Source organism: Rubripirellula lacrimiformis, assembly GCF_007741535.1.
Classification (GTDB): domain Bacteria; phylum Planctomycetota; class Planctomycetia; order Pirellulales; family Pirellulaceae; genus Rubripirellula; species Rubripirellula lacrimiformis.
In genome coordinates this window covers 1,047,179-1,073,740 of the sequence record NZ_CP036525.1, presented here as the reverse complement: position 1 = coordinate 1,073,740, position 26,562 = coordinate 1,047,179, and the positions used below count along the sequence as shown (strand labels likewise).

The 26,562-nt window shown below is 58.0% G+C and carries 18 protein-coding genes; 10 read left to right on the top strand and 8 right to left on the bottom strand.

The genetic code is table 11. From position 1 onward, the window contains the following. Positions 1-151 precede the first annotated feature (151 nt). Positions 152-2,935, top strand: a complete 2,784-nt coding sequence (locus K227x_RS03745; protein WP_145168132.1) for a 2-oxoglutarate dehydrogenase E1 component — start codon at positions 152-154, stop codon at positions 2,933-2,935. Between the two features lie 289 nt (positions 2,936-3,224). Here the strand turns inward: K227x_RS03745 and K227x_RS03740 are convergent, their stop codons facing one another. After that, on the bottom strand, positions 3,225-4,883 hold the full coding sequence (locus tag K227x_RS03740) for a hypothetical protein (RefSeq protein ID WP_145168131.1): 1,659 nt from the start codon (positions 4,881-4,883) through the stop codon (positions 3,225-3,227). Between the two features lie 147 nt (positions 4,884-5,030). On the opposite strand from K227x_RS03740, the gene K227x_RS03735 reads away from it, so the two are divergent. Then, complete coding sequence (locus K227x_RS03735; protein ID WP_145168130.1) at positions 5,031-5,468, top strand: thiol-disulfide oxidoreductase DCC family protein; 438 nt, start codon at positions 5,031-5,033, stop codon at positions 5,466-5,468. Positions 5,469-5,571: 103 nt separating this feature from the next. Here the strand turns inward: K227x_RS03735 and K227x_RS03730 are convergent, their stop codons facing one another. The 3 genes from K227x_RS03730 to K227x_RS03720 form a co-directional block, all read right to left on the bottom strand. Then, positions 5,572-6,372: a phosphoribosylformylglycinamidine synthase subunit PurQ gene (locus tag K227x_RS03730; protein WP_145168129.1), complete on the bottom strand. Its 801-nt coding sequence runs from the start codon at positions 6,370-6,372 to the stop codon at positions 5,572-5,574. 271 nt (positions 6,373-6,643) lie between these two features. Then, positions 6,644-8,083 (bottom strand): sporulation protein, encoded by a 1,440-nt coding sequence (locus tag K227x_RS03725; RefSeq protein WP_145168128.1) that lies wholly within the window; start codon positions 8,081-8,083, stop codon positions 6,644-6,646. Beyond that, positions 8,058-8,729, bottom strand: a complete 672-nt coding sequence (locus tag K227x_RS03720; protein WP_145168127.1) for a hypothetical protein — start codon at positions 8,727-8,729, stop codon at positions 8,058-8,060. Before K227x_RS03720 ends, K227x_RS03725 begins: the two co-directional genes overlap by 26 nt. 154 nt (positions 8,730-8,883) lie before the next feature. On the opposite strand from K227x_RS03720, the gene K227x_RS03715 reads away from it, so the two are divergent. Next, positions 8,884-9,639, top strand: a complete 756-nt coding sequence (locus K227x_RS03715; RefSeq protein WP_145168126.1) for a TVP38/TMEM64 family protein — start codon at positions 8,884-8,886, stop codon at positions 9,637-9,639. A gap of 26 nt (positions 9,640-9,665) precedes the next feature. Further along, positions 9,666-10,160, top strand: coding sequence for a PH domain-containing protein (locus K227x_RS03710; RefSeq protein ID WP_246146479.1), 495 nt, complete (start codon positions 9,666-9,668; stop codon positions 10,158-10,160). Between the two features lie 273 nt (positions 10,161-10,433). On the opposite strand, the gene K227x_RS03705 is transcribed toward K227x_RS03710, so the two are convergent. After that, complete coding sequence (locus K227x_RS03705; RefSeq protein ID WP_145168125.1) at positions 10,434-11,258, bottom strand: class I SAM-dependent methyltransferase; 825 nt, start codon at positions 11,256-11,258, stop codon at positions 10,434-10,436. 196 nt (positions 11,259-11,454) lie between these two features. On the opposite strand from K227x_RS03705, the gene K227x_RS03700 reads away from it, so the two are divergent. Continuing rightward, positions 11,455-12,540 (top strand): NHL repeat-containing protein, encoded by a 1,086-nt coding sequence (locus tag K227x_RS03700; protein ID WP_145168124.1) that lies wholly within the window; start codon positions 11,455-11,457, stop codon positions 12,538-12,540. 238 nt (positions 12,541-12,778) lie between these two features. On the opposite strand, the gene K227x_RS03695 is transcribed toward K227x_RS03700, so the two are convergent. From K227x_RS03695 to dprA, 3 genes are all read right to left on the bottom strand, one after another. After that, a complete protein-coding gene (locus K227x_RS03695) occupies positions 12,779-13,819 on the bottom strand; it encodes a DMT family transporter (protein ID WP_218933758.1) in 1,041 nt (346 codons plus the stop codon). A 74-nt stretch (positions 13,820-13,893) separates the two neighbouring features. Further along, on the bottom strand, positions 13,894-14,925 hold the full coding sequence (locus K227x_RS03690; RefSeq protein WP_218933757.1) for a PP2C family protein-serine/threonine phosphatase: 1,032 nt from the start codon (positions 14,923-14,925) through the stop codon (positions 13,894-13,896). A 169-nt stretch (positions 14,926-15,094) separates the two neighbouring features. Further along, a complete protein-coding gene (gene dprA, locus K227x_RS03685; protein ID WP_145168121.1) occupies positions 15,095-16,288 on the bottom strand; it encodes a DNA-processing protein DprA in 1,194 nt (397 codons plus the stop codon). 295 nt (positions 16,289-16,583) lie between these two features. Between dprA and K227x_RS03680 the strand changes: the two genes are divergently transcribed. From K227x_RS03680 to K227x_RS03660, 5 genes are all read left to right on the top strand, one after another. Continuing rightward, a complete protein-coding gene (locus tag K227x_RS03680) occupies positions 16,584-17,852 on the top strand; it encodes a serine hydrolase domain-containing protein (protein ID WP_145168120.1) in 1,269 nt (422 codons plus the stop codon). A gap of 76 nt (positions 17,853-17,928) precedes the next feature. After that, complete coding sequence (locus K227x_RS03675; RefSeq protein ID WP_145168119.1) at positions 17,929-19,335, top strand: hypothetical protein; 1,407 nt, start codon at positions 17,929-17,931, stop codon at positions 19,333-19,335. A gap of 97 nt (positions 19,336-19,432) precedes the next feature. Further along, positions 19,433-21,295, top strand: coding sequence for an arylsulfatase (locus K227x_RS03670; RefSeq protein ID WP_145168118.1), 1,863 nt, complete (start codon positions 19,433-19,435; stop codon positions 21,293-21,295). A gap of 951 nt (positions 21,296-22,246) precedes the next feature. Beyond that, positions 22,247-23,797 (top strand): arylsulfatase, encoded by a 1,551-nt coding sequence (locus tag K227x_RS03665; protein WP_145168117.1) that lies wholly within the window; start codon positions 22,247-22,249, stop codon positions 23,795-23,797. A 279-nt stretch (positions 23,798-24,076) separates the two neighbouring features. After that, complete coding sequence (locus K227x_RS03660) at positions 24,077-26,401, top strand: sulfatase-like hydrolase/transferase (protein WP_246146478.1); 2,325 nt, start codon at positions 24,077-24,079, stop codon at positions 26,399-26,401. Positions 26,402-26,562: the final 161 nt, after the last annotated feature.

The window sequence follows — 26,562 nt, the reverse complement described above, 5'->3', positions numbered from 1 at the left end:
CGAACGCTCAGAATGTGGGTGATGTGGGTACCCGAACGAAGTCCAATTCTCTAAATTCAAGCGGCTACCTGCCAGACGTGAATCCCTGCCCGGAATCTTCGCCCCGCGACGATTTCCCCCGACCGCATCTGAACGGCCTCGTGCCGCTGCCATGAATAGCTTTAGCTTGGACTACATCGATGATTTGTACGTCCAATACGTTCGCGATCCGTCGAGCGTTTCCGAAACCTGGCGTCAATACTTCGAACAATTCTTGGTCGTTGGGGGCACCACCTCCAAATCGACTTCGAAAGCGTCGCCCACCAACGGGCGGACCGAAGCCCCTGCGACCCCCGAATCGCTGGCGGCTCACCGCAACGCCGAAGAAGCGATCTGGCTCTCTCGGATCCAAGACCGCGTCAACAATCTGGTCCGCGAATATCGAGTTCGCGGGCACCTGACCGCCGATCTGGACCCGTTGGGATTCGACCGACCCGATCGCCCCAACCTCAGCCCCGAAGTGTACGGGCTTTCGGACGAAGACTTGAATCTGCCCTTCGATTCGATGGCGATCGAAAACACGGGCGGGACGATCAAATCGATCCTAAAGCGGCTTCAAAACACGTACTGTCGCTCGATCGGTGCCCAATTCATGCACATCAACCGTCGCAATATCCGCGACTGGTTGCAGCGACGCATGGAAACCACCGAAAACCGCCTGGAACTGTCCCACGAAGTCCAACGCCGAATCTATGTGCGGCTTGCCGACGCCGCGATTTTCGAAGAATTTGTACGCCGGAAATTCGTCGGTGCGAAAACGTTCTCGCTGGAAGGTGCCGAAAGCCTGATCCCGCTGCTGGACTTGGCGCTGGAAAAAGCGGGCCAGCACAACGTCAAGGAAGTCGTGATGGGAATGGCCCACCGCGGACGCCTGAACGTGATGGCCAACATCCTGAAGAAACGTGCGACCAACATTTTCTGGTCGTTCGATGACCCGCGTCCCGAAATGAATCGTGGCGGCGGTGATGTTCGCTATCACCTCGGTTACAGCAGCGACTGGAAAACTGCCACCGGCGACAACATCCACATTTCGCTGTGCTTCAACCCCAGCCACCTGGAATTCGTCAACACCGTCGCGCAAGGCCGCACCCGCTGCAAACAAGACCGCAGTGGTGACGTCGATCGCAAAGAAGCGATGACGATCCTGATCCACGGCGACGCAGCCTTCGCCGGCGAAGGCGTCGTGCAGGAAACGCTAAACCTCAGCGAACTGCCGGGCTACCGCACCAATGGTACCCTGCACGTTGTCATCAATAACCAAGTGGGGTTCACCACCGAACCGGCCGACGGACGCAGCACGACCTACGCGACCGACATCGCCAAAATGCTGCAGATCCCGATCTTTCACGTCAACGGCGAAGACCCCGAAGCGGTCGCCCAAGTGGTGTCACTGGCGATGGATTTCCGCAAAGAATTCCACCGCGATGTCGTCATCGACCTGTACGCGTTTCGCCGCTGGGGCCACAACGAAGGCGACGAACCGCGATTTACCCAACCACAGATGTACAACGAGATCGATTCGCGTGCGACAGTCCGCGAACAGTACCTCGGACAACTGTTGAAACTGGGCAAAATCACAGCGGCCGAAGCCGAACAGATCCAAAAGGAACGTACCGAGAAACTGGAATCGGAATTCGAAGCCAGCAAGAACGAATCGTTTGTTCCCGATACGCAAACCTTGGCAGCCAACTGGGCCGTCTATTTCGGCGGCAACGAACCGTCCGAACCGACGGACACGACCGCTCCGATCGACACTCTGTCCGGTTTGCTGGACAAACTGACGCGATTGCCCGACGGGTTCTCGTCGAACAAGAAACTCAAACGCCCAATGGCCCAGAAACGCGAAATGGCCCTGGGCAAATTGCCTCTGGATTGGGCCAGCGCCGAAGCCTTGGCGTTTGCTTCGCTGCTGACTTCGCAGCACCCGATCCGGATGACGGGCCAAGATTGCCAACGCGGGACGTTCAGCCAACGACACGCTGTGCTGCACGACACCAAGGACGGTTCGACCTACACGCCGCTGAAACACCTGTCGCCCGACCAGGCTCCGCTGGAACTCTACAACAGCCCGCTTAGCGAAGCCGGCGTGCTGGGTTTCGAATACGGTTATTCGCTCGACAACCCGGACGGCCTAACGATCTGGGAAGCCCAGTTCGGCGACTTCTGGAACTGCGCTCAAGTGATCGTGGACCAGTTCATCGCGTCGGCGGAAGACAAATGGAACCGGCTAAGCGGATTGGTCATGCTGTTGCCGCACGGTTTCGAAGGCCAAGGCCCGGAACACTGCAGCGCCCGCGTGGAACGGTTCTTGGCGATGGCGGCCGAAGACAATATCCAAGTCTGCCAGCCGACCACGCCCGCCCAATACTTCCACCTGCTGCGACGACAAGTGCTTCGCAAATGGCGAAAACCGTTGGTCGTGCTGACGCCGAAAAGCTTGCTGCGGCATCCCAAATGCGTCAGCCCGCTGAAGATCCTAGCCGGTGGCAGCTTCAAAAAGATCCTTCGCGATCGCAAGGTCTCACTGCCCGATGCCCGCCGACTGCTGGTCTGTACCGGCAAGGTCTACTACGACCTGTTGGAAGCTCGAACCCAGCGTGGATTGGACGACGTCGCGATCATGCGGATCGAACAGTTGTATCCGCTAAGCACCGAAGAACTGGTCGCGTCCTTTGAAGGCTACCCGAACGGCAGCGAGATCTTTTGGGTCCAAGAAGAACCGACCAACATGGGTGCATGGCCGTACTTGAAACTGAACTTCGGTGACGAACTTCACGACCTGTACAAACTGCGCCGGATCAGCCGCGTCGAATCCGCCAGCCCCAGCACGGGCAGCATGGCAGCGCACAAACTGGAACAGGCCGACCTGATCAACGAAGCCTTCGCCGGACTGTAGCCGCCTGCCAGCGGCTGACGACAGGGATTCCGCCTAAAGAAAGCGTCCAGCTTACGACAGCCTCGGAGAGGCGAAAGCTTTTTGCCGTGGGGCGGGCCCCACGGCTAGCGATGGCTGACGCAATCTCGATCTTCTTGGCCGGGCCGCCTGAGGGCGTGCCGGCCGAGAAGATCATTGGGGGAGATGCCAAATCCGGCGGCCGAGGCCACCGGCATGATGCTTTCGCCGCTCCGCGGCTACGCTGAACGCTCTCTTCAGCCGGCCCAGTGTTCCGCCGATTCCGCTTCGATCATGTGCCTTCGCGCAGGCGATCGAAGTACTGTCGTGCGTGTTCTTGTTCGGCGCGCGGCAGTGTTTGGTTTTCGGTCGGATCGCTTTCTTCGCTTAGCGTGCTTTGGATCGCTGCTTTGACATCTTCTCGGCTGATGCCTTTTCGGTTCGGTCCATCGGCGAAGCCTGCGATGATGGCCTTTCCTTTCTTCACGTCCCCGCGAACTTGGGTGTCGTAGGTATTGGTGTCGGTTTCTTCCTCGGGGCGGTCACCGGAACCGTTTCCGTTGCCCATGCCGAAACCTTCGCCCTGACCGTCGCCCATCCCGAACTGACCGTTGCCTTGGCAGCTCTGGCATCCGGCGCCGCCACATTTCTGGCATCGCATTTGATTTTTCGACTGCGACAACTGATCCAGCGACATCTCCAGATCCTCCAACTCGGCCATCTCGTCCGACATTTCGCCCAACTGATCGGCCATGTCCTGCATCGCATCAGCGGCCTCGCTGGCTTTGCCTTGCTCCATCGCCTTAGCAGCCTGGTTCATGGCTTCGGCCATCATGCCCATCTGCTGCATCTGAGCGTCTTTCTGTTGCATCTGGTTCATCTTCTGCTGCATCTTGGCCGCATCGTCACCGCGGCCCTCTTTGCGGGCCTTGTCGATCTGTTGCTGCAGTTCTTGCTTCTTTTGCTTGTGTTCTTCGGCTGCCTTGGCCATCGCTTTGGCCATCTGCTCGACCTGCTTCTTCAACTTCGCCTTGTCTTGTTCCGACAGTTCTCCGTCTCGCATCTTCTTGGCCAGATCCTTGACCATCTGTTCGGCCTTTCCGAATTCGCCCTTTTCGATCGACTTGGCGACCTTTTCACCGGGGCCCGATTCCAGCCCTTTCATCTGTGACATCGCACGTCGCATTTGCTCGGACGACCCCAGTTGTTCCCGGCGTTCTTCCAACTGTTTCTTCAGATCGTTCATCGCGATCATCGCGTCCTTCCGATCCATGTCCTTCTTCGACGTGATCTTGTCGAGCTGAGACTCCATCTTCTCGTACATCTCTTTTGCTTCCTTCAAACCCTCCGCATCCGCCTTACGCTTCTGCTGCTGGATTCGTTTCTTCAACTGGGTCGCTGCCGTCCTGACTTGATTGGCTTCGATCGGATCGATCTTGGCAGTGCTCTTGGCATCGGCTGGGCCCAACGGTTCGACCAACATCAACACGATGGCCAACACGGGCACGATTGCGATGGGCAACCACCCCAAACGATTGGGTTTCAGCGGGAACCGATCAGCGACGGCCAACTGGTCCGCACGCTTTTCCGCGTCCGCCATCAACGCCAAACCAAAATCGGTATCACGATCGGCCTGGTCCAGCGACATCGAACTGCTGACTCGTTCACGCAGCCCGAACCGTCGATCCACTTCCGCGGCAACGTCTGTTTGCGACGGCGCGGTGGCGATCGCGTAGACGCCGGCGACCAGGACTGCCACAGCGGACGCCCCACCGATCCACGCGTAGGTCCACTGGTTGAAATCAACCTCCAGGAACTTCAGCGCCGGAATGGCAACCGCGATCGTGGCGGCAATCAACCCCACGAACAGCGTCACGCACAGGGCTTTGCCGAACTTGGCCAAGATCAGACGCCGACGGGCGCTAGAGACTTTTTGTTCAATTCGGTTCATGATGGAAACTCGGCCGGCCAAGGGAACGCGTGAGAAGATCCGCGGAAACGCAGCCGCCGTGCGGACTTGTTGCGTGACCTATACTTAGTATAGCGCTCCCCCCGGACGTCGTCCGAGCCAGATTTGCCGTTTTCTACCGAGATTCCCATGTCCCGCTCTCCCGAATTGCCTGATCCAGACACCCGATCGGGTAGCGATGTGGTGATTTTCGACGGAAAATGCAATTTTTGCCGCTCGCAGGTCAAACTGCTCAGCCGCATGGATTGCTGTGGCGGGCGACTCTCTTTTTTGTCGCTGCATGACCCTAGAGTGGCCCAGCGGTACCCGGACCTGACGCACGACGAACTGATGCAGCAAATGTACGTCGTCGATTCCAGCGGCCGGCGGCACGGTGGATCCGAGGCGGTTCGGTACCTATCCCGACGGTTGCCACTGCTGTGGCCAGCGATGCCGGTCCTGCATCTGCCGGGCACCGCATCGCTGTGGCGATGGGCATACGGGCAAATCGCCAAACGCCGCTACAAGATCGCTGGCAAAATGTCATCCTGCGATGGCGACGCGTGCAGCGTGCACTTCGACAAATGAATCGCGAACGGGCGTTCCCCTGGCAAAACCAGCCAGCCCGTCAAGCAAAGACCGACAGATTCCCGGCCGAAACGAGTCCGTTTTGACGTGCCCAGGCCCGTCTCTATGCAAACCAGTCGACGGCGTTCTGGAACATTTTCAATCCGTCGCCATGCTCGGGCTGCTCTTTGCGACGAGTCCAAAACGGGTGGTGAGTCGCATCGATGTGCCGTTCGGGGTGTGGCATCAGACCGAACACGCGGCCAGTTGAATCACACACGCCCGCTACGTTCGCATCGGCACCGTTCGGGTTGATCGGGAACGGCAACACTTCGTCCTGGACACCGCCCTGGTCGGGATCGGCGTAGCGAAGTGCCAATCGCCCAGCCTTGCGGAGCGTCGACAAGGATTCGTCGTCGGCGGCCACAAACTTGCCTTCGGCGTGCGCCATCGGCAAATACATCTGGTCGATGTCTTTCAGGAAAACACAGGGGGTCTTGTCGACGGCAAGGTGAACCCAGCGATCTTCGAACCGGCCGTGGTTGTTCCAAGTCAGCGTCGCAGGCGGTTTTTCGGACTGCGAAACGCCCTCGGTTAGCACCCCCAATCGCATCAACACCTGCATCCCGTTGCAGATCCCTAGCACCAACCGGTCGCCTTTCCCGTGGACGAACGCGTCGACCATGTCCGAAAGGTACTGGCGAAGTCGGGTCGCCAGGATCCGGCCAGCCGCGATGTCGTCGCCGTAGCTGAACCCGCCGGGAACGCACAAAATCTGATAGCGATCCTTCAATGCCGGGTTTTCGATCAAACGATTCACGTGGACTCGTTCGACTTCGGCACCAGCGACCTGGAACGCGAATGCCGTCTCTTCATCACAGTTGGTGCCAGGAGCACGAAGAACCAATACGCGAGGCGACGGCATGACAGTGTCACAAACGGGGAAAGATGTCTGGGAACGGGAAGTTTAGACGTGTTCCCGGCTGTTGAGAACCATATCGAGCCCCAGACGGCGAAAACGGCACCTCGGCACCCCATTGGCCGCGCGGTGACATCGGAAACCGACTCGGCGACACAGACCCCGGTTTGTGTCGTTCGCAGGCCGACCAGCGGCAAAAACGCCCGCGAATCACGCAAAAGAACACGAATCAGGGGGCATCACCCGATCGCGCAGCACGGTTCCGACGCTGCCGCGGTTACAGCTTGATTTGCAACCGACCGTGCCGATGGTCCCAGCCGACAATCGTGCCAATCCCCTGCCACCCATCCCCACGGGACTGCTCGAATTCGTCGCCCAAGTGGTGGGGGACGTAAAGCACCAAGGGCAAAGCCGGTTGGCGACAGTTGGCCCAAACCGCGAACCCATCCCGATACACGTGCGGATCCTCGGCACCGGCGTACAACAAACGTCGCTCGATCGTCACGTCGATGTTGAACTTCATCCCGTTGACCGCATCGACCAACAGATCGACCTGTTCCCGATCGCCCCGCACGGCCCACAGATGCTGGGCGGTTTCGGCGAACGTGATCCCGTCACTGGATTCATCGGCATCGGGTCCACCGTTCGCCCGCTCAGAACCGGCAGGCGCTGGCAACGGGCCGCCACCCTTGCCGCCAGCCATGGTGGACGCGTTTGCCGCTGCGCCGGACGTCCCGGATGGCACCACCTGCAGCGGTTGTTTCTTGACCCAATCGGGCCAGCGAGGAATGTCGACTCGCACCTGGCAATCCCATATCAAATCGTTGTCACTGAGATCGATGCTGAACGGAGCATCCGCGGGCAGCGCGACCGAGATGGGAAAACGATGCACCTGGCCAGCGTTGAACGCACCGGCTTCCGCAAGCACTTCGGTTTGTTCGTACAGCACGTGTTTGTGTGTACGGCGATTGCTGCCGCTACCGCTGACACACCGTTCGGTCGCCGTCAAATGGACCGTGACGCCATTGATAGCGACCGTTTTGCGAGGACGGATGGACAGCTCGCCCTCCAGCGACTGCCCCGGATGAAGCTGTTCCGGACCGAGCGTCAACTGGACTTCCCCCAGCACCCATTTCGGCAACACATATTTGGCAAACACCAAGCCGCCGATTGCCAATGGCACCAGCAAGAACAGCAGCGCGAACGGGCCAAACGCCTGGAGCCCGCCCGCCAAGCAACCCGCCATGCCCGCAAAAAACCCGAGCGCCGCGATGCCAACGATCACCGTTCCCACGACGTTGGAAACCGCCCGCGTCTTGGGCTTGCCCATCGCTTCGTCGCCACGCGTCGGATGGACGATGAAGTTGACCGAGGCCTTGGGGTCAAACGACCACGGGATATCGGCGCGTGCTTCGATCGCGTGATCCACATTCAAGTGAAACCCGTGATAGGTCGGCGGCCAATGGGCTACCGGCAATTCGAACCGGTATTCGCACTGCTGACCTTCGGTCCACTGCCCCTGGAACAACGTTTGCGAACCGGCCGTGGCTTTGGCAACATTCCCGCGGCCATGTGTTTTCCAGCCCGATTTGACTGTCAACCCTTTGCATTTCACGTCCGCGTCGGCCTGTACGCGGACAACACCGCTGATCATGCCGCCGCCGTCGTGCAATGCGCCGGGATCATCCAACTCAATCGACAAATCGCATTTGGCCATTCTGAATCACCTGACTCGCTTTCATGGGACTGCCCATCACTTGGTTTTGAATTCGATCGTACAGAAAGTGTTCCAGTTGCCGAATATCGCTGCCAAATCTTGCGAACAGGGCTTCGGCATCGCGCAAGGTCACCTCCGGCACAGGACTCGACTTCCAACGCGCCGCTTCGATCCGTGCGTTCAAAATCTGCTGGATCAACCGAACATCGTTTCCGTCACCGATGGATTCGGTATGAACCTGGTACCCCTGACGCGCAAGCGACCGGGACAGATCCCGATGCGTCGCTAACACCAACGGCATCCCGGTGGCGAAAACGCGTCGGCGCAGTTTGCCGGGCAACCGCTGTGCTTCGTCAATCAACAACAGATCGGCCATCGGAATCGGCGGCGTGGGTCCGTCTTCGGGCAGATAAACGTAACACGATCCAGCCCATTGATGGGCGATCGCCAACATCCGCGTCGTTTTCCCGCGGCCACAGTCACCCACAAACTGGACCGCACGATGCCGCTTGCCGATCCACGGATCTAGGAATTGCAAATCGACGATGGCAAGACGAGCACGTTCCTGTTTCGTCAATTCGCCAAACGGATTGCGAATCAAGTTGTGACGCTGCCAACGGTCCGGGTCGATACAGGCAAGATTCATAAGTTTCGATCGGTAGGCTTCATACGCTGTCGCGTCGCGACAGTAAAATGTGGTACGGATTCTCCAACACCATCGTTTCGGTTGCAACCTTGTGAACCCACCGCGTCCCCCCCATCGATCGCCAACGGATCTGTCCCATGCAGATCCGTCGCCCATGGACCTCACGCGACCGGATTCACAGCCTCGCAAGCCGGCGCACACCGCGCCCGCCCGCCTTCGCTGGTTCCGGCGGATCGCGCCGGTGGTTCTGGTCGCGATCGGGGTCAGCCTGCTGGCAACGGGATTCAATGCGGAACAACTCCGCGGCGGTCTGGCTGGTCTAGGATCCGCCGCACCGGTGATCTTTGTCATCACCAGCATTTTTCTGATGTCGGTGATGGTGCCCAAGACGATCGTGTCGGTCACGGCCGGCGCCCTATTTGGAACCTTCACGGGCACGTCGCTGATGTTGGTCATCGCGGTCACGGCGGCCACCGTCAACTACATGATCGGCAGGTGGTGGCTTTCCGACATCGCAAACCTGGCTTCGAGATCGACCGCTGACGACGGCGCGAAGCCGACGGCTTCGGATTGGCTGGCGACCGCACAATCGATGGCCCGAGAAGCTGGTTTTGGTTTTCACCTGTTATTACGATTGGCACCGATCCCAACCATGCTGATCAGTTATTCGATGGGCGGTTCCCGAGCTCGGATCGGCCCGTTCCTGGCGGCAGCCGCTGTCGCGGTGATCCCCCAATCCTTGTGGGTCCACTGCGGTACCGTGGCGACCATGATCGACGACCCGCGAACAAGTGGGCTACGATGGGCCAGTCTTGCCATTTCCGTCATCGGCGCGATCGTGGTCAGCATCGTGATCCCACGGCAAGCGATCCAACGATTGCGGCAGCAGCGTCCGGCATCCGCCCACTAGCACGCCGCGGACCGATGCAATTCGACTTGCTTGACCTTCTGACATCCACCAACCCGCGAGAACAGCGATTGAACGATCGTGCCCCCGAAACGACCGCTTCGCCACCGAATGACCGCCGACCAGTCGTGTATGAATCGGCGATTGACCGATGGGTGGTAGCGTTGCTGCTGCTGACTCCGCTGGCATCGCTGGGGCTAGGCCTGTACGCGATCGTCATCGGCCAACCGGGCGACGCGGCGATCCTGTTTTCCACCGGCGCACTGGCGTCGCTAGTCTCGGTCGCCTTTGCGCTACCGTGCCGTTACACCGTCCTGGACGATGCTGTTTCAATTCGTTGCGGATTGATCTGTTATCAAGTCCCGCTAGCGGACATTGTTTCGGCCGAACCGACATCGACGCTGCGCAGTGGCCCGGCGCTTTCCCTTCGCCGTGTCGCCATCAAGACTCACAAGCGAACCATCATCGTTTCGCCCAAAGATCGCGACGCCTTCATCACAGACATCCTGACAACGAACGATTGATTCGGCGAACGGCTCGCTGAGCGATCAAACAACAGAACCCTCGTCGTGGGATTCGCCAACAGTTCCCTCAGGGAGAAAAAGGGAATTCTGGCGATCGTCGATCAAGAGGTCGGGAAGGAAGTTCGAGTTCGAGTTCGAGTTCGAGTTTAAGTTTTCCAAACCGGATTGCTGCATCCAACTTGAACTCGAACTTGAACTCGAACTTGAACTCCAACTTGAACTCGAACTTCTTCTCAATGCCTCCGTGGCATCCGCAGACGGATTCATCCTGCATCACGTTCGCCGAAAGACATACTCATTGCATCCCCATCCTGATCCGACCGTCTTCAGGTTCTCTAGCATGTACCCGCGGCGGGCCAGTGGAACGATGATGTCGTCGGGCTTTGCAACTTCGAATGGCAGCCCGCCGATCCAATCGACCCAGTCATGCCAGGCCGACATGCCACGGTCCTGTTTCTTGGCACGCCAATCAGCCAACGGCAACGGATTTTCACGCCGCAGTAATCGGGCGATTGCAAATTTCGCTTCGTAGACAGCGGCGACCAGGGTCACCCAAATTGGCTGGGCCCAGCGAGGCAGGCGATGGTAGAACTGTTTGATCTTCAACCACCGGCGACTGGCGCCACCTTGGTCGTGATAGATCGCGATGAAGTACAAGCCTCCGTCATCCACACGCCGACTGGCCAAATCGATCGCCGCGTTCATATCCCCGGTATGGTGCAGAACACCCCAGGAATAGACGACGTCAAAGACTCCCAGCGACGACATCCAATCGGCATCCAACACGGACCCTTGGGCGATCTTCCACCGCGAACCATCGTCGCCGTATCGTCGTCGCAATTCTTCGGTACAGGCAACCGAATCGGCATCGTAGTCCATCGACACCACGTCGGCTCCCATGCGATAGGCCGCCAAGGACGACAGTCCGCTGCCGCTGCCGATATCCAGAAACCGACATCCCTCTAGCGAATCGACACCCAACATGCGTTCCAACCCGCGCACTGCTTGATCAATCCGTTCCTCATCCAACGTGTCCAGGAACGCAAGCCAATTCAGGCCAAACGCAAAACGCGGATCGGCGTCTGCCAGTGATTGCATGCTGATTCAGAAGGTTCGCGTGATGAAGGGAGTCGCCACAGCACCCCGATGGGATTCGGCCAGCATAATCGCTGACCACAAATTTAACGAACCACCACCCCCGCAAAAGTTGCTTTTGGGTTCCTGGTTGCCCTATAAACAAAAGACACGTTGGCCCTACCCTGCTTCTCCCCTCCTGCATGGTGCCCCTAAAAACATGTCCTCATCCACCCATCGCCGACAGTTTTTGAAGACCGCTGCCATCGCTGCTGCTTGCGCGCCGGCGATCATCACCGCCAAACGATCCGCCGCTCAAGACGTGATCGGTTCGGGCGAATATCAATACCGGTGCGAACACATGTTCCCGCAACTGCCGGCCCCATTCACATGGCAGATCACGCACAACGTGGCAGTCGATCCGGACAACCGGCTGTACGTGATCCACGAAGGCGATTCGAAGCTAGCCGACCATCCGTCGATCTTTGTGTTTGATTCCGAGGGGACGTTCATCCGAGCGTTCGGTCAACAGTTCCAGGGTGGCGGCCACGGCCTGGAAATTCGCGTCGAAGACGGCACACCGTTTTTGTATGTCTCGGGTTACCAACAGGTCAAATCCATCGCCAAGATGACGCTGGAAGGTGAACTGATTTGGCAAAGCTATGCGCCGATGGCGTCGGGCGTCTATGCAAAGGGCGAAGCCAGCAACCCTGCACGAATTTGGGGCCGCGACCGATTCATGCCGACCAACTTTGCGTTCACGCCCGACGGTGGTTTTCTGGTCGCCGATGGCTACGGTGCCTTCTATGTGCACCGCTATGACGCCAACGGAAAATGGGTCTCCTGCTTTGGTGGCGAAGGCGACGGGAAAGGCAAATTCAATACGCCTCACGGCATCTGGATCGACTCGCGTGACGGTGGCGACGAAGCGATCGTTGTCGCCGACCGAGCCAACAATGCGCTGCAGTTCTTTACGATGGATGGCCAGTACCAAAAGACGGTCCCGGGATTCGGACTGCCCGCCAACATCGACACCAATGGGCAACTGATGCTGGTCCCCGAACTGGTGGCACGCGTCTCGCTTTTGGATCGACATCACAATACGGTCGCCACGATCGGCGACGACCGCGAACGAGTATTGGCCGACAAGGAAAAGTCCAAAGGCTTTACCATCCGCACCGACGAAAGCCGCTGGGAACAAGGCAAATTCGTTCACCCACACGACGCCTGCTTTGATCGCGACGACAACATCTATGTTGCCGAATGGGTTTCCACCGGTCGAGTCAGCAAACTGACGCGAGTCTAAGCATCGTGCGCGATCGCTCGTAGCGGAACTCGTCAAGAGTTTCGAATTCCCCCCACCGCCAGCCGAAAGTCCTGGCGCATTGTCTAGCGAAGCCAGTTTCGAATCCAAAAGTGAGCCGTTTGGGCGATAGCCCCGGTTCCTGAGTGACGCAACCGAGGCTATCGCCTATCGGCTCATTCAATCAGCCGAAAGTCTTGGCGACATTCGCTACGGACGAATCTGCAAACTTGACATTCTGCTAGGGGGTGCTTCGCTGGCGACGACCGCTGACCAAAATCAAAAGGCCACCGAACGTTAGGACGATGCCGGTGACCAACGGCACTGTGACGGGCTCGGCGAACAGGATCACACCGGCCAGCGCCGCCATGGCAACCTGGGATGCGTTGATCAGATTGACCGCCACCACTGGCAACGCTTTCAAGGCATAAGAGAGTGCCGCGAATGCCGAAAAGTTGAACACGCCTGCCGCCACCATCATGCTCCACTGGCCTGGATCGATTCCCGATAGCGATTCGATCCCAATGCGCAGCAAAGTGAACGACCACAACGAAACCGTGCCGACGACACCACTGATAAACATCGTCAACGGAGCCGAGACACCCCCGTTTAGCGTTTGACGAATGACCACGCCGAACAACGCGTAGGCCGCCCCCGATGCCGCGGCGCAAAGGCCGCCGACCCAGACGGGCGACTGCAAACTCGATTCACGTGGCGTCTCGCTAGCACTGGGCAGCGACAAGATCACCACTGCCACGATCAATGTCCCCATTGCCATCAGGGTCGCCTTGCGCACCGGTTCGCCCAAGATCAGCTTTCCCAACACACCGCCGCCGACAATCAAGACGCCCAATGTGATCGGCACCGACGCCGCCAACCCGATCACCCCCAATGCGACCTGGAACGCAGCGTTGCCAATGAACTGCCCAATCAGTGCCACCAGCATGAACCGCGGGATCATGTGTGTATGTGTGGCAAACGCCGCGCCGCGGAAACGCATCCACACCAAAACCGGCGCCAAACAAACGACCGTGGGAGCCGCTTTGACCGCCGAGACCAAGAAGGGATCGATCCCCACGCAACCTCGCAGCGCGATATTGGCGAACGTGTACAACACGGCTGCCACCAATCCGCAAACCGCACCGATCACGATGCCGGTTGGATGACGACCAGCGGATCGACTTCCGACCTCACCGCTGTCCATCGCTTCGCAATCCAGTGGCGGTGGCACAGGAAGCGGTGACACGGGCAGCGGCGGCGCAGGTGGCGTCTTGCCAGGCATGAAGCAATCAATCGCAATCGAACGAGTGTAAAAATGGCACGGGCAGCCGTATCGCCCCCGTCGCCCCACTGTAATCATTCGATCATCGTATCGGCGAGTGGGTCAGGACCGTCGTCACTATCGACTTCACCGCTGCTGAAACCATCGGCATCCGCAGTGCCCAGACTGGCCGTCGACTTCCCCCCATCGGGCACCGACGTATCGTAAGCATCGATCCAAGTCGACTTGCTGGGATCATCACGCAGCGGAGACGAAACGATGACGGTCACGTTGTCTTCGCCACCGGCGTCCAGCGCGATTTGGATCAGCCTTTGACAGGCAACTTCGGGGGACTCTGATTCGTTGACGATCGTCGCGAGTTGATCAGCATCGACATAGCGGTGCAGACCATCGCTGCACAGCACGATCGCATCCCCGGGCTTCAAATCGAATCGATGCACTTCGGCGATCAAGTCCCCGTTGACTCGTCCCCCCAACACATTCCATAGGACGTTGCTCCATTTGCTTTTGGCTTCGTCTTCGGGCTTCAACCCCCCAGCGTCCACCATTTGCCGCGCCAACGTATGGTCCGTCGTCAACGGTTGTGCCTGACCATCGCGGATCAGATAGCATCGACTGTCGCCCGCGTGAGCCACATACAGACGTGGCCAAATCACGTACGCCATGGTCAAAGTGGTTCCCATCCCACGCTGATCGGCGTGGTGAGCCGATTCGACCAAGATTCTCGAATGAGCGTCTTTGAGCAACTCTTCCAAATTTTTTCGGAAGACCGTGTCGTCGGAATCGTCCGCTGGCAAACCTGCATGGATGCTGTCCAACAACCGGCGCACCATCGTCTCGATCGCCAAACTGCTGGCCTTCTCGCCCGCCGCGTGGCCTCCCATCCCATCGGCCACCAACAACACTTCGCCCTCGGGCTGGCCGTACAACCGTTGATCGAACGACATGCTGGTTGCCGACACTCGCATCGACTTGCTCAACTGAGCAATCAGGAACTGGTCCTGGTTGTTTTCACGAACCAAACCTTGGTGCGTTGCCCCGAAGGCATTCAAATCGATATCACCGGCCATGGAATCTGGATCGATGCGTTCACGGTCGCGGTTCAATTCGATTACTTTCGCGGTGTGTAAAGAGATCGGTGCGTCCCAAGAACGCGCGGTGCCAAACGCATTGCCCCGAGCGGGCTAGAACCTACCATGCCCATTTTCAATGGGGATTGGCTTGGACCTGAATTGTCACGCGTTGACCGTCATGTGACAAGTTTTTAGCACGAAACTAGATCCGCGACACATACTGGCCGCTTAAACGGCGGATCAGTCGTCTCATTTCAAGCACGCTGATGATGGCGATGACTCGTTGAGCCGGCAAGCCACTCCGCTGGATCACCTGATCGATCGGTGTACTTTCAGGATCGATCGCCCCCAATACCTTTCGTTCCAGTTCATTCAGTTTCAACTCAGCCGCGTTTCGCACCTGGTGCCCATCGGCGGTCTGGACCGGCGATCGCATCGGGCCCAGTTCTTCCAGAATGTCGTCGACCGACTGAATCAGTTTCGCACCATCCCGGATCAACTGATTGCATCCCCGTGACGCGCGGCTGGTCACGGGTCCCGGCACGGCCAAGACCTCGCGGTTCTGCTCCATCGCGATCCGCGCGGTAATCAACGCTCCCGAACGATCCGGGGCTTCGACGACCAAAGTCGCAAGCGCTAGACCGGCGATGATCCGATTCCGCTGGGGAAACATTCCTGCGCGTGGTTTGGCGTACGGTGGATACTCGCTGATGACGGCCCCATGGGCGGCCACGGCCTTGGCCATGCCCTGATGTTCCTTGGGGTAAATCTGCCCATGACCGCTGCCCAGAACCGCGATCGTCCGCCCACCGCCTGCCATCGCCCCTTCGTGAGCAGCCGCATCAATCCCGCGTGCCAATCCGCTGACCACGGTCACGCCGGCGCGCGAGAGCGAATAAGCCAAGTGTTCGGCCTGTTTCAATCCATAGACGGTGGCATGCCGCGTCCCCACGATGGCAACCGCGATCTCGTCCTCTTCGATCACCTGACCATCCACAAACAAGATGGGAGGCGCGTCGGGAAGATCGGACAACATGCGTGGATAGTGATCTGATTCGTCGGAAACAATTTCAACCCGTTCGCGGCGGCACCAATGCGCGATCGCATCGACATCAATGGTGTCTTTGGCCGACCGGATCGCTGTGATCACCTTCGGCCCCACCCCATGAACGCTTGCCAGTTGATGATCCGGTGCGGCAAAAACCGACGCAGGATCCCCGAACGATTCCAGTAGAGCGGTCAGAGTACGAGGGCCAATTCCGGGCAACATCGCCAACCGCAACGTTTCGATCGCACTGTCGCTAGAACAACCGGGCCCAGCCCCAGCCGATATCGACTCTGAATCCGACGCTAGATCCCGTTCCTCGGCCGATCCCGCTTCGATTGACTCCATCATCAGCCTCGCTGAATCATGTTATCGTGAAATCCCGAGTTCCAGTCTAGCGATTGCCAAAACCGCGATGGGCAACGAACCCGACGGAAACCCGGGTCCGATTCATGATTGTCCCACAGCGACGCGAATCCAACGGTGGACCAACCGAAACACTGACCTGCGACCACCACGGTTGTTCGATATTTGATGCCAACGCCCCACACGCGGTGCCAAACCAATCACAATATGGGCAAATCGACAGCCGCTTGATTTCTGTGATCCCCACCCCAACGCTCCATCCCACCTAGGTCCTTCATCGATGCACGCACGTCTGCCGAACTCATTTGGATCCACCGCACTTCTGCTCGTTTGGATACTGACCAATCCAACATCGATTCTGGCCATCGCCCCCCCGCCACCTACCACCGCAACCACGATCGCGACATCGGACGAAGCGTTTGCCCACGCTTGGCAATCGATCGACCCAATCGTCGCCGATGCCATCGAAGCCGGCAAAATGCCAGGCGTCGTGGTCGCCATCGGTTCCAGCGACCGTCCGTTTTTTCAAAAAGCGTATGGTCAAAAACAATTGGCACCGGAACCCTTGCCGATGACCACGGACACCGTCTTTGATTTGGCTTCGTTAACCAAACCCATCGCCACCGCTACCAGCATCATGCGGATGGTGGACGAAGGCAGGATCCAACTGGACGACCGCGTCGCAAGCTACCTGCCCGAATTTGCAGTGCATGGAAAACAGGATGTCACGATCCAACAACTGCTGCTGCATGTCGGTGGTTTGATTCCCGACAATTCGATGAAGGATTACAACGATGGCATCGAAGCATCGATCCAGAACTTTCTGAGTCTGAAACTGAATTACCCACCCGGAACGCGATTTCGGTACTCCGACGTGGGATTCGAAGTGCTGGCCGAACTGATCCACCGCCAAACCGGAAAGACGGTTCACCAGTATTCACAGCAGTCCATCTTTGAACCTTTGGGAATGCACGAAACCGGATACTTACCGGCCCCCAAACTTCGCGACCGCGCGGCGCCGACCGAGCAACGAGAAGGACATTGGATGAAAGGCGAAGTCCATGATCCGCGGGCCTACGCACTTGGCGGAGTCGCCGGACACGCGGGCCTGTTCAGCACCGCATCGGACCTGTCGATCTACGCGGCGATGATGTTGGGAAGGGGCACGTTGGCAAAGGATCGACTCGGCCCGGGGACCATGCCGAGCGACGGTAAACCAGCCGACCAAACGATCCTGAAACCGGAAACGTTCGCTCGGATGACCGCCCCCTACGAAGTCCCCGGTGGCATCCGCGGACTGGGCTGGGACAAACAATCCGGGTACTCGTCCAATCGCGGCAAAACGATGACCAAGTCGGCCTTTGGCCACGGCGGATTCACCGGCACCGCGATGTGGATCGATCCTGACCTGGACCTGTATGTGATCTTTCTTAGCAACCGAGTGCACCCCGATGGGAAAGGCAGCGTCAATGCGGTCGCTGGCCAGATCGCCACGATCGCCGCCGACGCTGTGATCGCGCACCGCGCCGCCACGGATGCGGCAAACTAGAGTCACACCCTACTTGGCCATGCGACCTCGACCTCGACCATTCCTGCTACTGCCACCAAACAAACGATTGCCAATCATGCGTCTCATCCTGCTATGCCTCAGCTTTTGCCTGTGGATCTCTGGCCCCAGCAAATCGATCGCTGATCAACCCGACCGAATCCGCCCCAGCGAAACGCATCCGTTTTACTGGCAATCCAAAGGCCAGGATGTCCTGCTGCTGGGCGGTTCCAAAGACGACAGTCTGTTCCAAATCCCCGATTTGGAAGCGCACTTGGACGAAATGAAGTCGGTCGGCGCCAACTACATTCGCAACACGATGAGCGACCGACATGACTTCGGATTTGAACTCTATCCGTTCGCCAAACTAGAAAATGGCAAGTACGACCTGGACCAATGGAACGACGAATACTGGGCGAGATTCGAAGAGATGCTGAAACTGACTCAGCAGCGCGACATCATCGTTCAGATCGAAGTCTGGGACCGCTTTGACTACTCGCAAGACAAATGGCCACCGCATCCGTACAACCCCAAGAACAACATCAACTACACCGAAAAAGAATCAGGCCTAGCAAGCGCATACCCCAAGCACCCGGGCCAGAATCTTCAGCCGTTCTTTTTCACCACGCCACAGCAACGCGACAACGCAGTGGTCTTCCAACACCAACGCCGATTCGTTGAAAAGCTGCTATCGCACTCGCTACCGTATGGACACGTGCTGTACTGCGTCGACAACGAAACCAATGGCGAAGAAGCCTGGTCGTCGTTCTGGCAGTCGTTCATCCAGGCGGCCGCCGACAAAGCCGACCGTTCCGTTTGCATCACCGAAATGTGGGACGACTGGGACCTGGCCGGCCCACAGCACAGTCGCACCCTCGACCATCCCGACCGATACACCTTTGTGGACGTTTCCCAGAACAATCACCAGAAAGGTCAAAAGCACTGGGACAACTTCCAAGCGTTGCGCACACGCCTGCTAAACCAACCGCGTCCAATCAACACGGTCAAAACTTATGGCGCCGACAACAACAAGTTCGGACACACCACCCAAGATGGGATCAGCCGGTTCTGGCGTCACGTGGTGGGCGGCGCCGCATCCGCCCGGTTCCACCGTCCGGGTTCCGGCTTGGGATTATCCGATCCTGCCAAGGCAGCGATCCAGGCGGCTCGAAAACTCGAGTCCGTGGTGCGTCTGTGGGATGTCACACCGGCGAACTCGTTGCTTCGCAACCGCGATGCCGACGAGGCCTATCTAGCGATCGCCCCCGGCAAAGCCTATGTCGTCTACTTTCCGCAAGGCGGCGATGTGGACATCACGTTGGAAGGCCCCCAGCCAACACAGCCCAACTCGAAATGGCGGGTTCGCTGGATCAACATCGACACGGGCCACTGGGGACCGACCGCCGACGTCCAAGCCACCAAGCAACTCAATCTGGTTGCCCCCGGAAAGGGAAACTGGTGCGCGATCGCAACGCCGAAATCCTGATCCAAGGCCAAACCCTGTCAGGTTCAAAATCCCGAACCACCCCTCCAAACATCTTTGCAAAACGCAAACGCACAACCGTTCCCTGAAAGTCCCGACCATGAATCCTGTGCTGAAGCTCGCATTTCTGTGTGCGTTTGCGATACCACTGCCAAACAACGCTTGTGATGGCCAAGACACGACCGTGGGATCCAAACCGAACGTCTTGGTGATCATCACCGACGACCAGGGGTACGGAGAATTTTCGTGCCACGGGAACCCGATCCTGCAAACACCCCACTTGGATCGGCTTCAAGCGGAAAGCATGCGGCTGACAGACTTTCACGTCGCTCCGATGTGCACGCCAACGCGTGGTCAGCTGATGACGGGAATCGACGCAGTTCGCAACGGCGCTACCAATGTCAGCAGCGGTCGAACACTGCTGCGGCCTCAGTTCCCCACGATGGGACAACTGTTTGCCGATTCAGGGTACAGCTCGGGACTGTTCGGCAAGTGGCACCTCGGCGACACCTCCCCCTACCGCCCACAGGACCGCGGTTTCAACGAAAGCGTTTGGTTCCCATCGTCACACATCGGATCGGTCCCCGATGCTTGGGCCAACGACTACTTCGACGACACCTACATCCATAACGGTAACCGCACGACCTATTCCGGTTACACCACCGACGTGCTGTTTCGCGAATCGATGAACTGGATGCAACAGGAATCAGACGCGGGACGACCGTTCTTCTGTTACCTGGCCACTGCGGCGGCGCATCAACCACACTATGTCCCCAACCAATATCTTCCGCCGATTCAACAGGCGTTGGACAAAGTTCGTTCCACATTGCCCAAACTGAAACCGGAGGCCGAGGAACAACTGGTTCGCTTCCTAGCCATGTGCGCAAACATTGACGACAACATGGGCCGACTGGAATCGTTCTTGATCGATCGCGGACTGCGAGACAACACGCTTGTCGTTTTCTTGACGGACAACGGAAGCACGTTTGGCCCCAAGTACTTCAACGCCAACATGACCGGCGGAAAAACCACGCTTTGGGAAGGCGGTCACCGTGTGCCCTGCTTCGTTCGCTGGCCCGCCGGTGGGCTGAAGCAACCTGGCGATGTGGCGGGCCTGACCCAAGTCCAAGACTTGCTGCCAACCTTCGTCGAACTGCTGGGACTGAAGACACCGCCGCAGACGCAATTCGATGGCATCAGTCTGGCCCGGGTCCTTCGTCACGAAGCCGATGTCCCCCAAGAACGAATGCTGGTCATCAACTATAGCCGGATGCCGTTCAAGGCGACGTCGACGATGCCCAACAACAACGCGGTCGTGCGCCGTCAACGATCCGGAGTACTGTGGAAACATTGGCGATTGATCGAGGATACGGCACTCTACAACTTAGAATCCGATCCGCTGCAGCAACGCAATGTGATCGACGAACACCCCGATGTCGTATCCGCGATGCGTTCGCACCTGGACACTTGGTGGGATGGAGTGAAAGATCTCGCGAACCAGTTCGAACCTTCGGTCATCGGGCATGAATCCCAGAACCCAGTTTTGTTAACCGCATGTGAATGGGCCGACGTGTTCATCGACCAACAGAGCCAGGTGCGACGCGGCGATCGCAAAAACGGGCAATGGCATCTCCAAGTTGCCAGCGCTGGCCGCTACGCATTCACACTAAACCGATGGCCTGATGATTCGGGCCTGGGCCTACGCGACGGTGTTGACCAGATGAAAGTCGCCGACGGCATTCTGAGCGAAGGTCCCGCGTGGCCCGTCCACACTGCACGCCTGCAAATCGGTGACCAACAGCAGACGGCTGCGGTCACCGACGATGCGTCCACCGTCACCTTCGAAATGACGCTGGCGGCCGGGCCCACGACCCTCCAAACCTGGCTTGACGACGAAAACGGCAAACCGATCTGCGGAGCCTACTACGTCAATGTCCAGCGACTGGCCCCCATCGATCCATAAAATTGCGGATCCATCAATACTGCCAAGCAACGCACCAGTAAAACCTGTCGTGGTGGACAAGACCACAAGACTGCCCTGACAACGATCGAACCTGCGTCGTCGTGGGATTCGGCATCATTGCTGAGCGTCGGGTTGGCGGCGGTAACTTCTGGCGACCCCCACGACCGCAGCCCGCGAAACTGATTGATCGTGTGTTGAAAACCTATCAAACAAGGCACGCAATCCAACGCAGAAAATCTCGCTGACGCCGGCCAGGACATTCGGATTCCGCCGGCCAATTCGTTCGTCACGTCAACTTCCCCATGCGTGTCAGGGACGTGATTGGCGGCCCCATTGGCCGCAACATTCCAGGCCGCCTGCGGTGCCAAATGGCCTGCACCGGACCAGTGGTGAAGTCTTCCGAAATCAACGAAAAACTCGTTGCCCCTTCTCGAAATCGGACCTAGGCTTTCGATCTAGAACACGGCGATATCATGGCATTCAGTGACACTTGTCGCACATCCGCCACTTTGAAATGTTTCATGTTTTCACTCAACATTGACGCGCCCGGATACTCCTTCGACAGCAAACTTGCAGACCAAAGTGAGGCGATCCGCCCATTGGCGGCCCAGCGTGGTTCCCTACGCTACGCTACATTCGAAGTTTTGCTGCGATGCAATCGTCGGTCGTAGCCCCCACAATTCCACGCGATCAGGCAATTTGACATCAGTCACAGGGAATGTGTTTTTCTGGTGAATTGCCCAAGGACACATCCCTAGCACTGTTCGCCGGGCCAAAAATCCAGTTTAGAATATTCGATCGAAACGGTGGCCGACACATCTGCGACGATACGCACCTGTAACAACGATGTCACATTCGATTTACTGACCGACCACCACACCCCTACTCTTGTTTCTTGTCTTGCCACCCTGCGATTTGCATTGGCGCAACCTTTGGTTTGGAGCCGTCCGTATGAAGTTTAAATCCATCTACCTAAGTGCCTTTGCACTGGCACTGGGGCTAAGCCTCTCTGCCGATGCACAGGACAAGCCGAACATCCTGGTCATCTGGGGTGACGATATCGGCACCGAAAACATCAGCCACTACAACCGCGGAATGATGGGCTACCAGACGCCCAACATCGATCGCGTTGCTAAAGAAGGCATCTTCTTTACAGACTACTACGGTCAACAGTCCTGTACCGCTGGTCGCGCCGCATTCATCAGCGGATGCGTTCCCGTTCGCAGCGGGATGACCAAGGTCGGACTCCCCGGCGCCAAAGAAGGTTGGCAAAAAACTGACGTCACGATGGCGACCGTGATGAAAAGCCTGGGCTATTCCACTGGCCAGTTCGGCAAGAACCATCAAGGCGACCGCGATGAACACCTGCCGACTCAGCATGGTTTTGATGAGTTCCTAGGCAACCTGTATCACCTCAACGCCGAAGAAGAACCCGAAAACGAAGACTATCCCGCCGACATGAAGATGGCCGACGGCCGAACCTTCTTGGAAGCCTTTGGCCCGCGTGGCGTGATCAAAGCCAGTGCCGATGGAAAAATCGAAGACACCGGACCGCTGACCAAAAAGCGGATGGAAACGATCGACGAAGAAACCGTTGCCGCGGCCAAGGACTTCATCACCCGTCAACACAAAGCTGGCAAGCCATTCTTCTGCTGGTGGAACGGCACCCGAATGCACTTCCGCACTCACGTCAAAAAAGAGCACCGTCACAAGGGCAACGACGAATACACCGACGGCATGATTGAACATGACCTTCAAGTCGGCGAGTTGTTGGACCTGCTGGACGAACTAGGCATCGCTGACAACACGATCGTCCAGTACTCGACCGACAACGGTCCTCACTACAACACCTGGCCCGACGCTGGCACGACTCCGTTCCGCAGCGAAAAGAACTCCAACTGGGAAGGCGCTTACCGCGTTCCTTGTTACGTCCGATGGCCTGGGAAGTTCCCCGCTGGAACCGTCGTCAATGGTATCGTTGCTCACGAAGACTGGTTGCCAACGTTCGCTGCCATCGGCGGTTCGACGGACATCAAGGACAAATTGCTCAAGGGCACCGAACTCAATGGCCGTTCGTACAAGAACCACATCGACGGACATAACCAACTGGATTACCTGACCGGCAAGTCCAAAGTGTCGCCTCGCAAAGAATTCATGTACGTCAATGACGACGGTCAAATCGTGGCAATTCGCTACGAAGACTGGAAGGCCGTCTTCCTTGAAAACCGCGGCATGGCGTTCGAAGTCTGGCGCGAACCTTTCACCGAACTTCGTGTTCCCTTGCTATTCAACCTGCGTCGCGATCCTTTCGAAAAGGCCCAGCACAACGCCACGACCTACAACGACTGGTTCTTGTCACGAGTCTTCGTCTTGGCTCCGATGCAACAGTTTGCCGGCAAATTCCTGATGTCGATGAAGGAATTCCCACCGAGCCAAACACCGGGTTCGTTCAATCTGGAAAAGATCCAAAAACAGATCGAAACCAGCATGGGCGGTCGATAGACCGACGGGCAATGAAGGTCTCCGGCGGAAGCTGTGAATCGTTCTAGCGGCGGCGAATTCCGTCGCTGCCGCTGGCCGCCTTTTCATCCGCAACTGCACGTTTGCCGAACACTGCGTTTCGGCAAACGTGCGTGCGTGGATCCAGAGGCTAGCCGGAATGATTCACATCCCGCGATTTGCTGATCAGCGACTCGTGCCGACCTTCTCTCACAGGGCCCACCAATGATGCGATGTCACCCACACCGATTTGCGTGTAGTTTCGTTTTATTGGCAATCTTGTTGCCTGACACCAGCCCCCTGGTTGCTCAGTCGCAACCCAGCGACGGATCCGTGTTGCCTTTCCCACCGCAGCCGATGGCTGGGATCACCAAGGCTCGCATGCAAGATTCCACCATGCAGTGGCCCGAGCAACCGCAGCGGTTGCCCAAGGATGCGCCAAACGTGCTGGTCGTACTGATTGACGACGTTGGGTTTGGGATTTCGGAAACCTTCGGGGGCGAAGTTCATACGCCGACCATGACTCGGTTGGCCGACCAAGGTCTGCGTTACAACTGTTTCCACACCACTTCGATTTGCTCCCCCACGCGTGCTGCTCTGCTAACAGGGCGAAATCATACCCGGGTCAGTTCAGGGACGATCGCCGAGCGTGCAGTCGCCTTTGATGGGTACACGGGAGTCATCCCCAAGAGCGCAGCCACGTTTGCGGAAGTCCTGAAACAATACGGCTATCACACTTCCGCGTTTGGAAAGTGGCACAACACACCGGCGACCGAGACGACTGCGATCGGGCCCAAAGACCGATGGCCCAATGGTTACGGATTCGAGCATTTCTATGGGTTCCTGGCAGGCGAAACATCCCAATGGGAACCGCGTCTGGTCGAAAACTACAACACCATCGAACCGCCACACGATGACAAATATCATCTGACCGAAGACCTGGTCGACCAAGCTTTGGTTTGGCTGGATGATCGCCAGGCGTTCGCACCAGACAAGCCCTTTTTGATGTACTGGGCCCCCGGGGCTGTTCACGGCCCTCACCACATCTTTTCCCAGTGGGCCGACAAGTACAAAGGGAAATTCGACGATGGCTGGGATGCCTATCGGGATCGGGTACACAAACGCCAGCTGAAAATGGGCATCATCCCGCCGGGAACCAAGCTGACCCCACGCGACGAAACGATGGCCGCGTGGGACGATATCCCTGCGGCGCAGCGTGACTTCCAGCGCCGTGGCATGGAGATCTTTGCCGGGTTCGCCGAACATACCGATACCCAGGTCGGCCGTTTGGTCGACGGACTAGAACAACGCGGGCTGCGAGACAATACGCTGATCTTCTATATCTGGGGCGACAACGGTTCCAGTTCCGAAGGTCAACAGGGATCGATCAGCGAACTGCTGGCCCAGAACGGTATCCCCAATACCGTCGAGCAACAGATCGCGGCGCTCGACAAGATCGGTGGACTCGATGCATTAGGTTCGCCCAAAACCGACAACATCTATCACGCTGGTTGGGCTTGGGCGGGCAGCACTCCGTTTAAAGCCACCAAACTGGTCGCATCGCATTTCGGTGGCACCCGCAATCCGATGGTTGTCAGTTGGCCCAAGGGGATCCAGCCGGACGCCAAGATTCGCGATCAGTTCCATCACGTGATCGACATCGCACCCACGATCTACGAAATCCTAGACATCACGCCACCGAACGTGGTCAATGGCCAGCAGCAAATCAAAATCGATGGCACAAGCCTGGCGTACACCTTCGCAGGCGGCGACGCGGACACGAAGAAGGACGTCCAGTTTTTCGACAACAACGGCAGCCGCGCGATCTACAAAGATGGCTGGATGGCCTGTGCATTTGGGCCTTTCATCCCCTGGAACACACCGGCATCCACCCCCAGGATCGCCAACTGGGATTCGGCCACCGATCCATGGGAACTTTATCACGTCGCCGAAGACTTCTCTCAAGCCAGCGACTTGGCTGCCCAGTACCCCGACAAGCTGGCCGACCTGAAACAAGAATTCCAGCAGCTTGCCAAGGACAACCAGGACTACCCGATCGGCGCAGGATTGTGGCTGCGGCTGCACCCCGAGGATCGGATCAAGACGTCCTATACAAGTTGGAAACTGAACGCCAACACGCGTCGGATGCCCGAGTTCACCGCACCGGGAATCGGACGTCAAAGCAATACGGTCACCATCGAACTGGATGCCCCGGCGAAAGCCAATGGTGTCTTGTACGCGCTAGGCGGATCGGGCGGCGGAGTAACGCTGTACATCGAAGATGGGCACCTGGTCTATCTATACAATATGTTCATCATCGAACAGTACCAATCGCGCAGTGCCGATCCGCTGGCCGCGGGCAAACACACGATTGAAGTCGTCACTGAAATCGACGCTCCCGGCAAATCGGGTGTCGCCACGATCAAGGTCGATGGCAAACAGGTCGGGCAAGCGAAACTAGCCCGCACCGTCCCCGCCGCGTTCTCTGCAAGCGAAACGTTTGACGTCGGTGTGGATCTCGGTTCGACCGTCTCCCTTCGCTATTACGAACAGCGTCCGTTCCCGTTTGATGGAACGATCAACAGCCTGAAAGTTGAATTGAAGTAAGCAACCGCTCATCGTCCATCCACCTTTGACGATCGAACCACAAAAAAATGCCATGCCGGTGCAATGGTCACGATTCCCAGGGACCGCCATATTCGGGATGTGTGCCGTGGCCAGCGGCCTGTGGATTCAGTGGGCTGCAGTCGCGTCAACGGCCGGTTCTC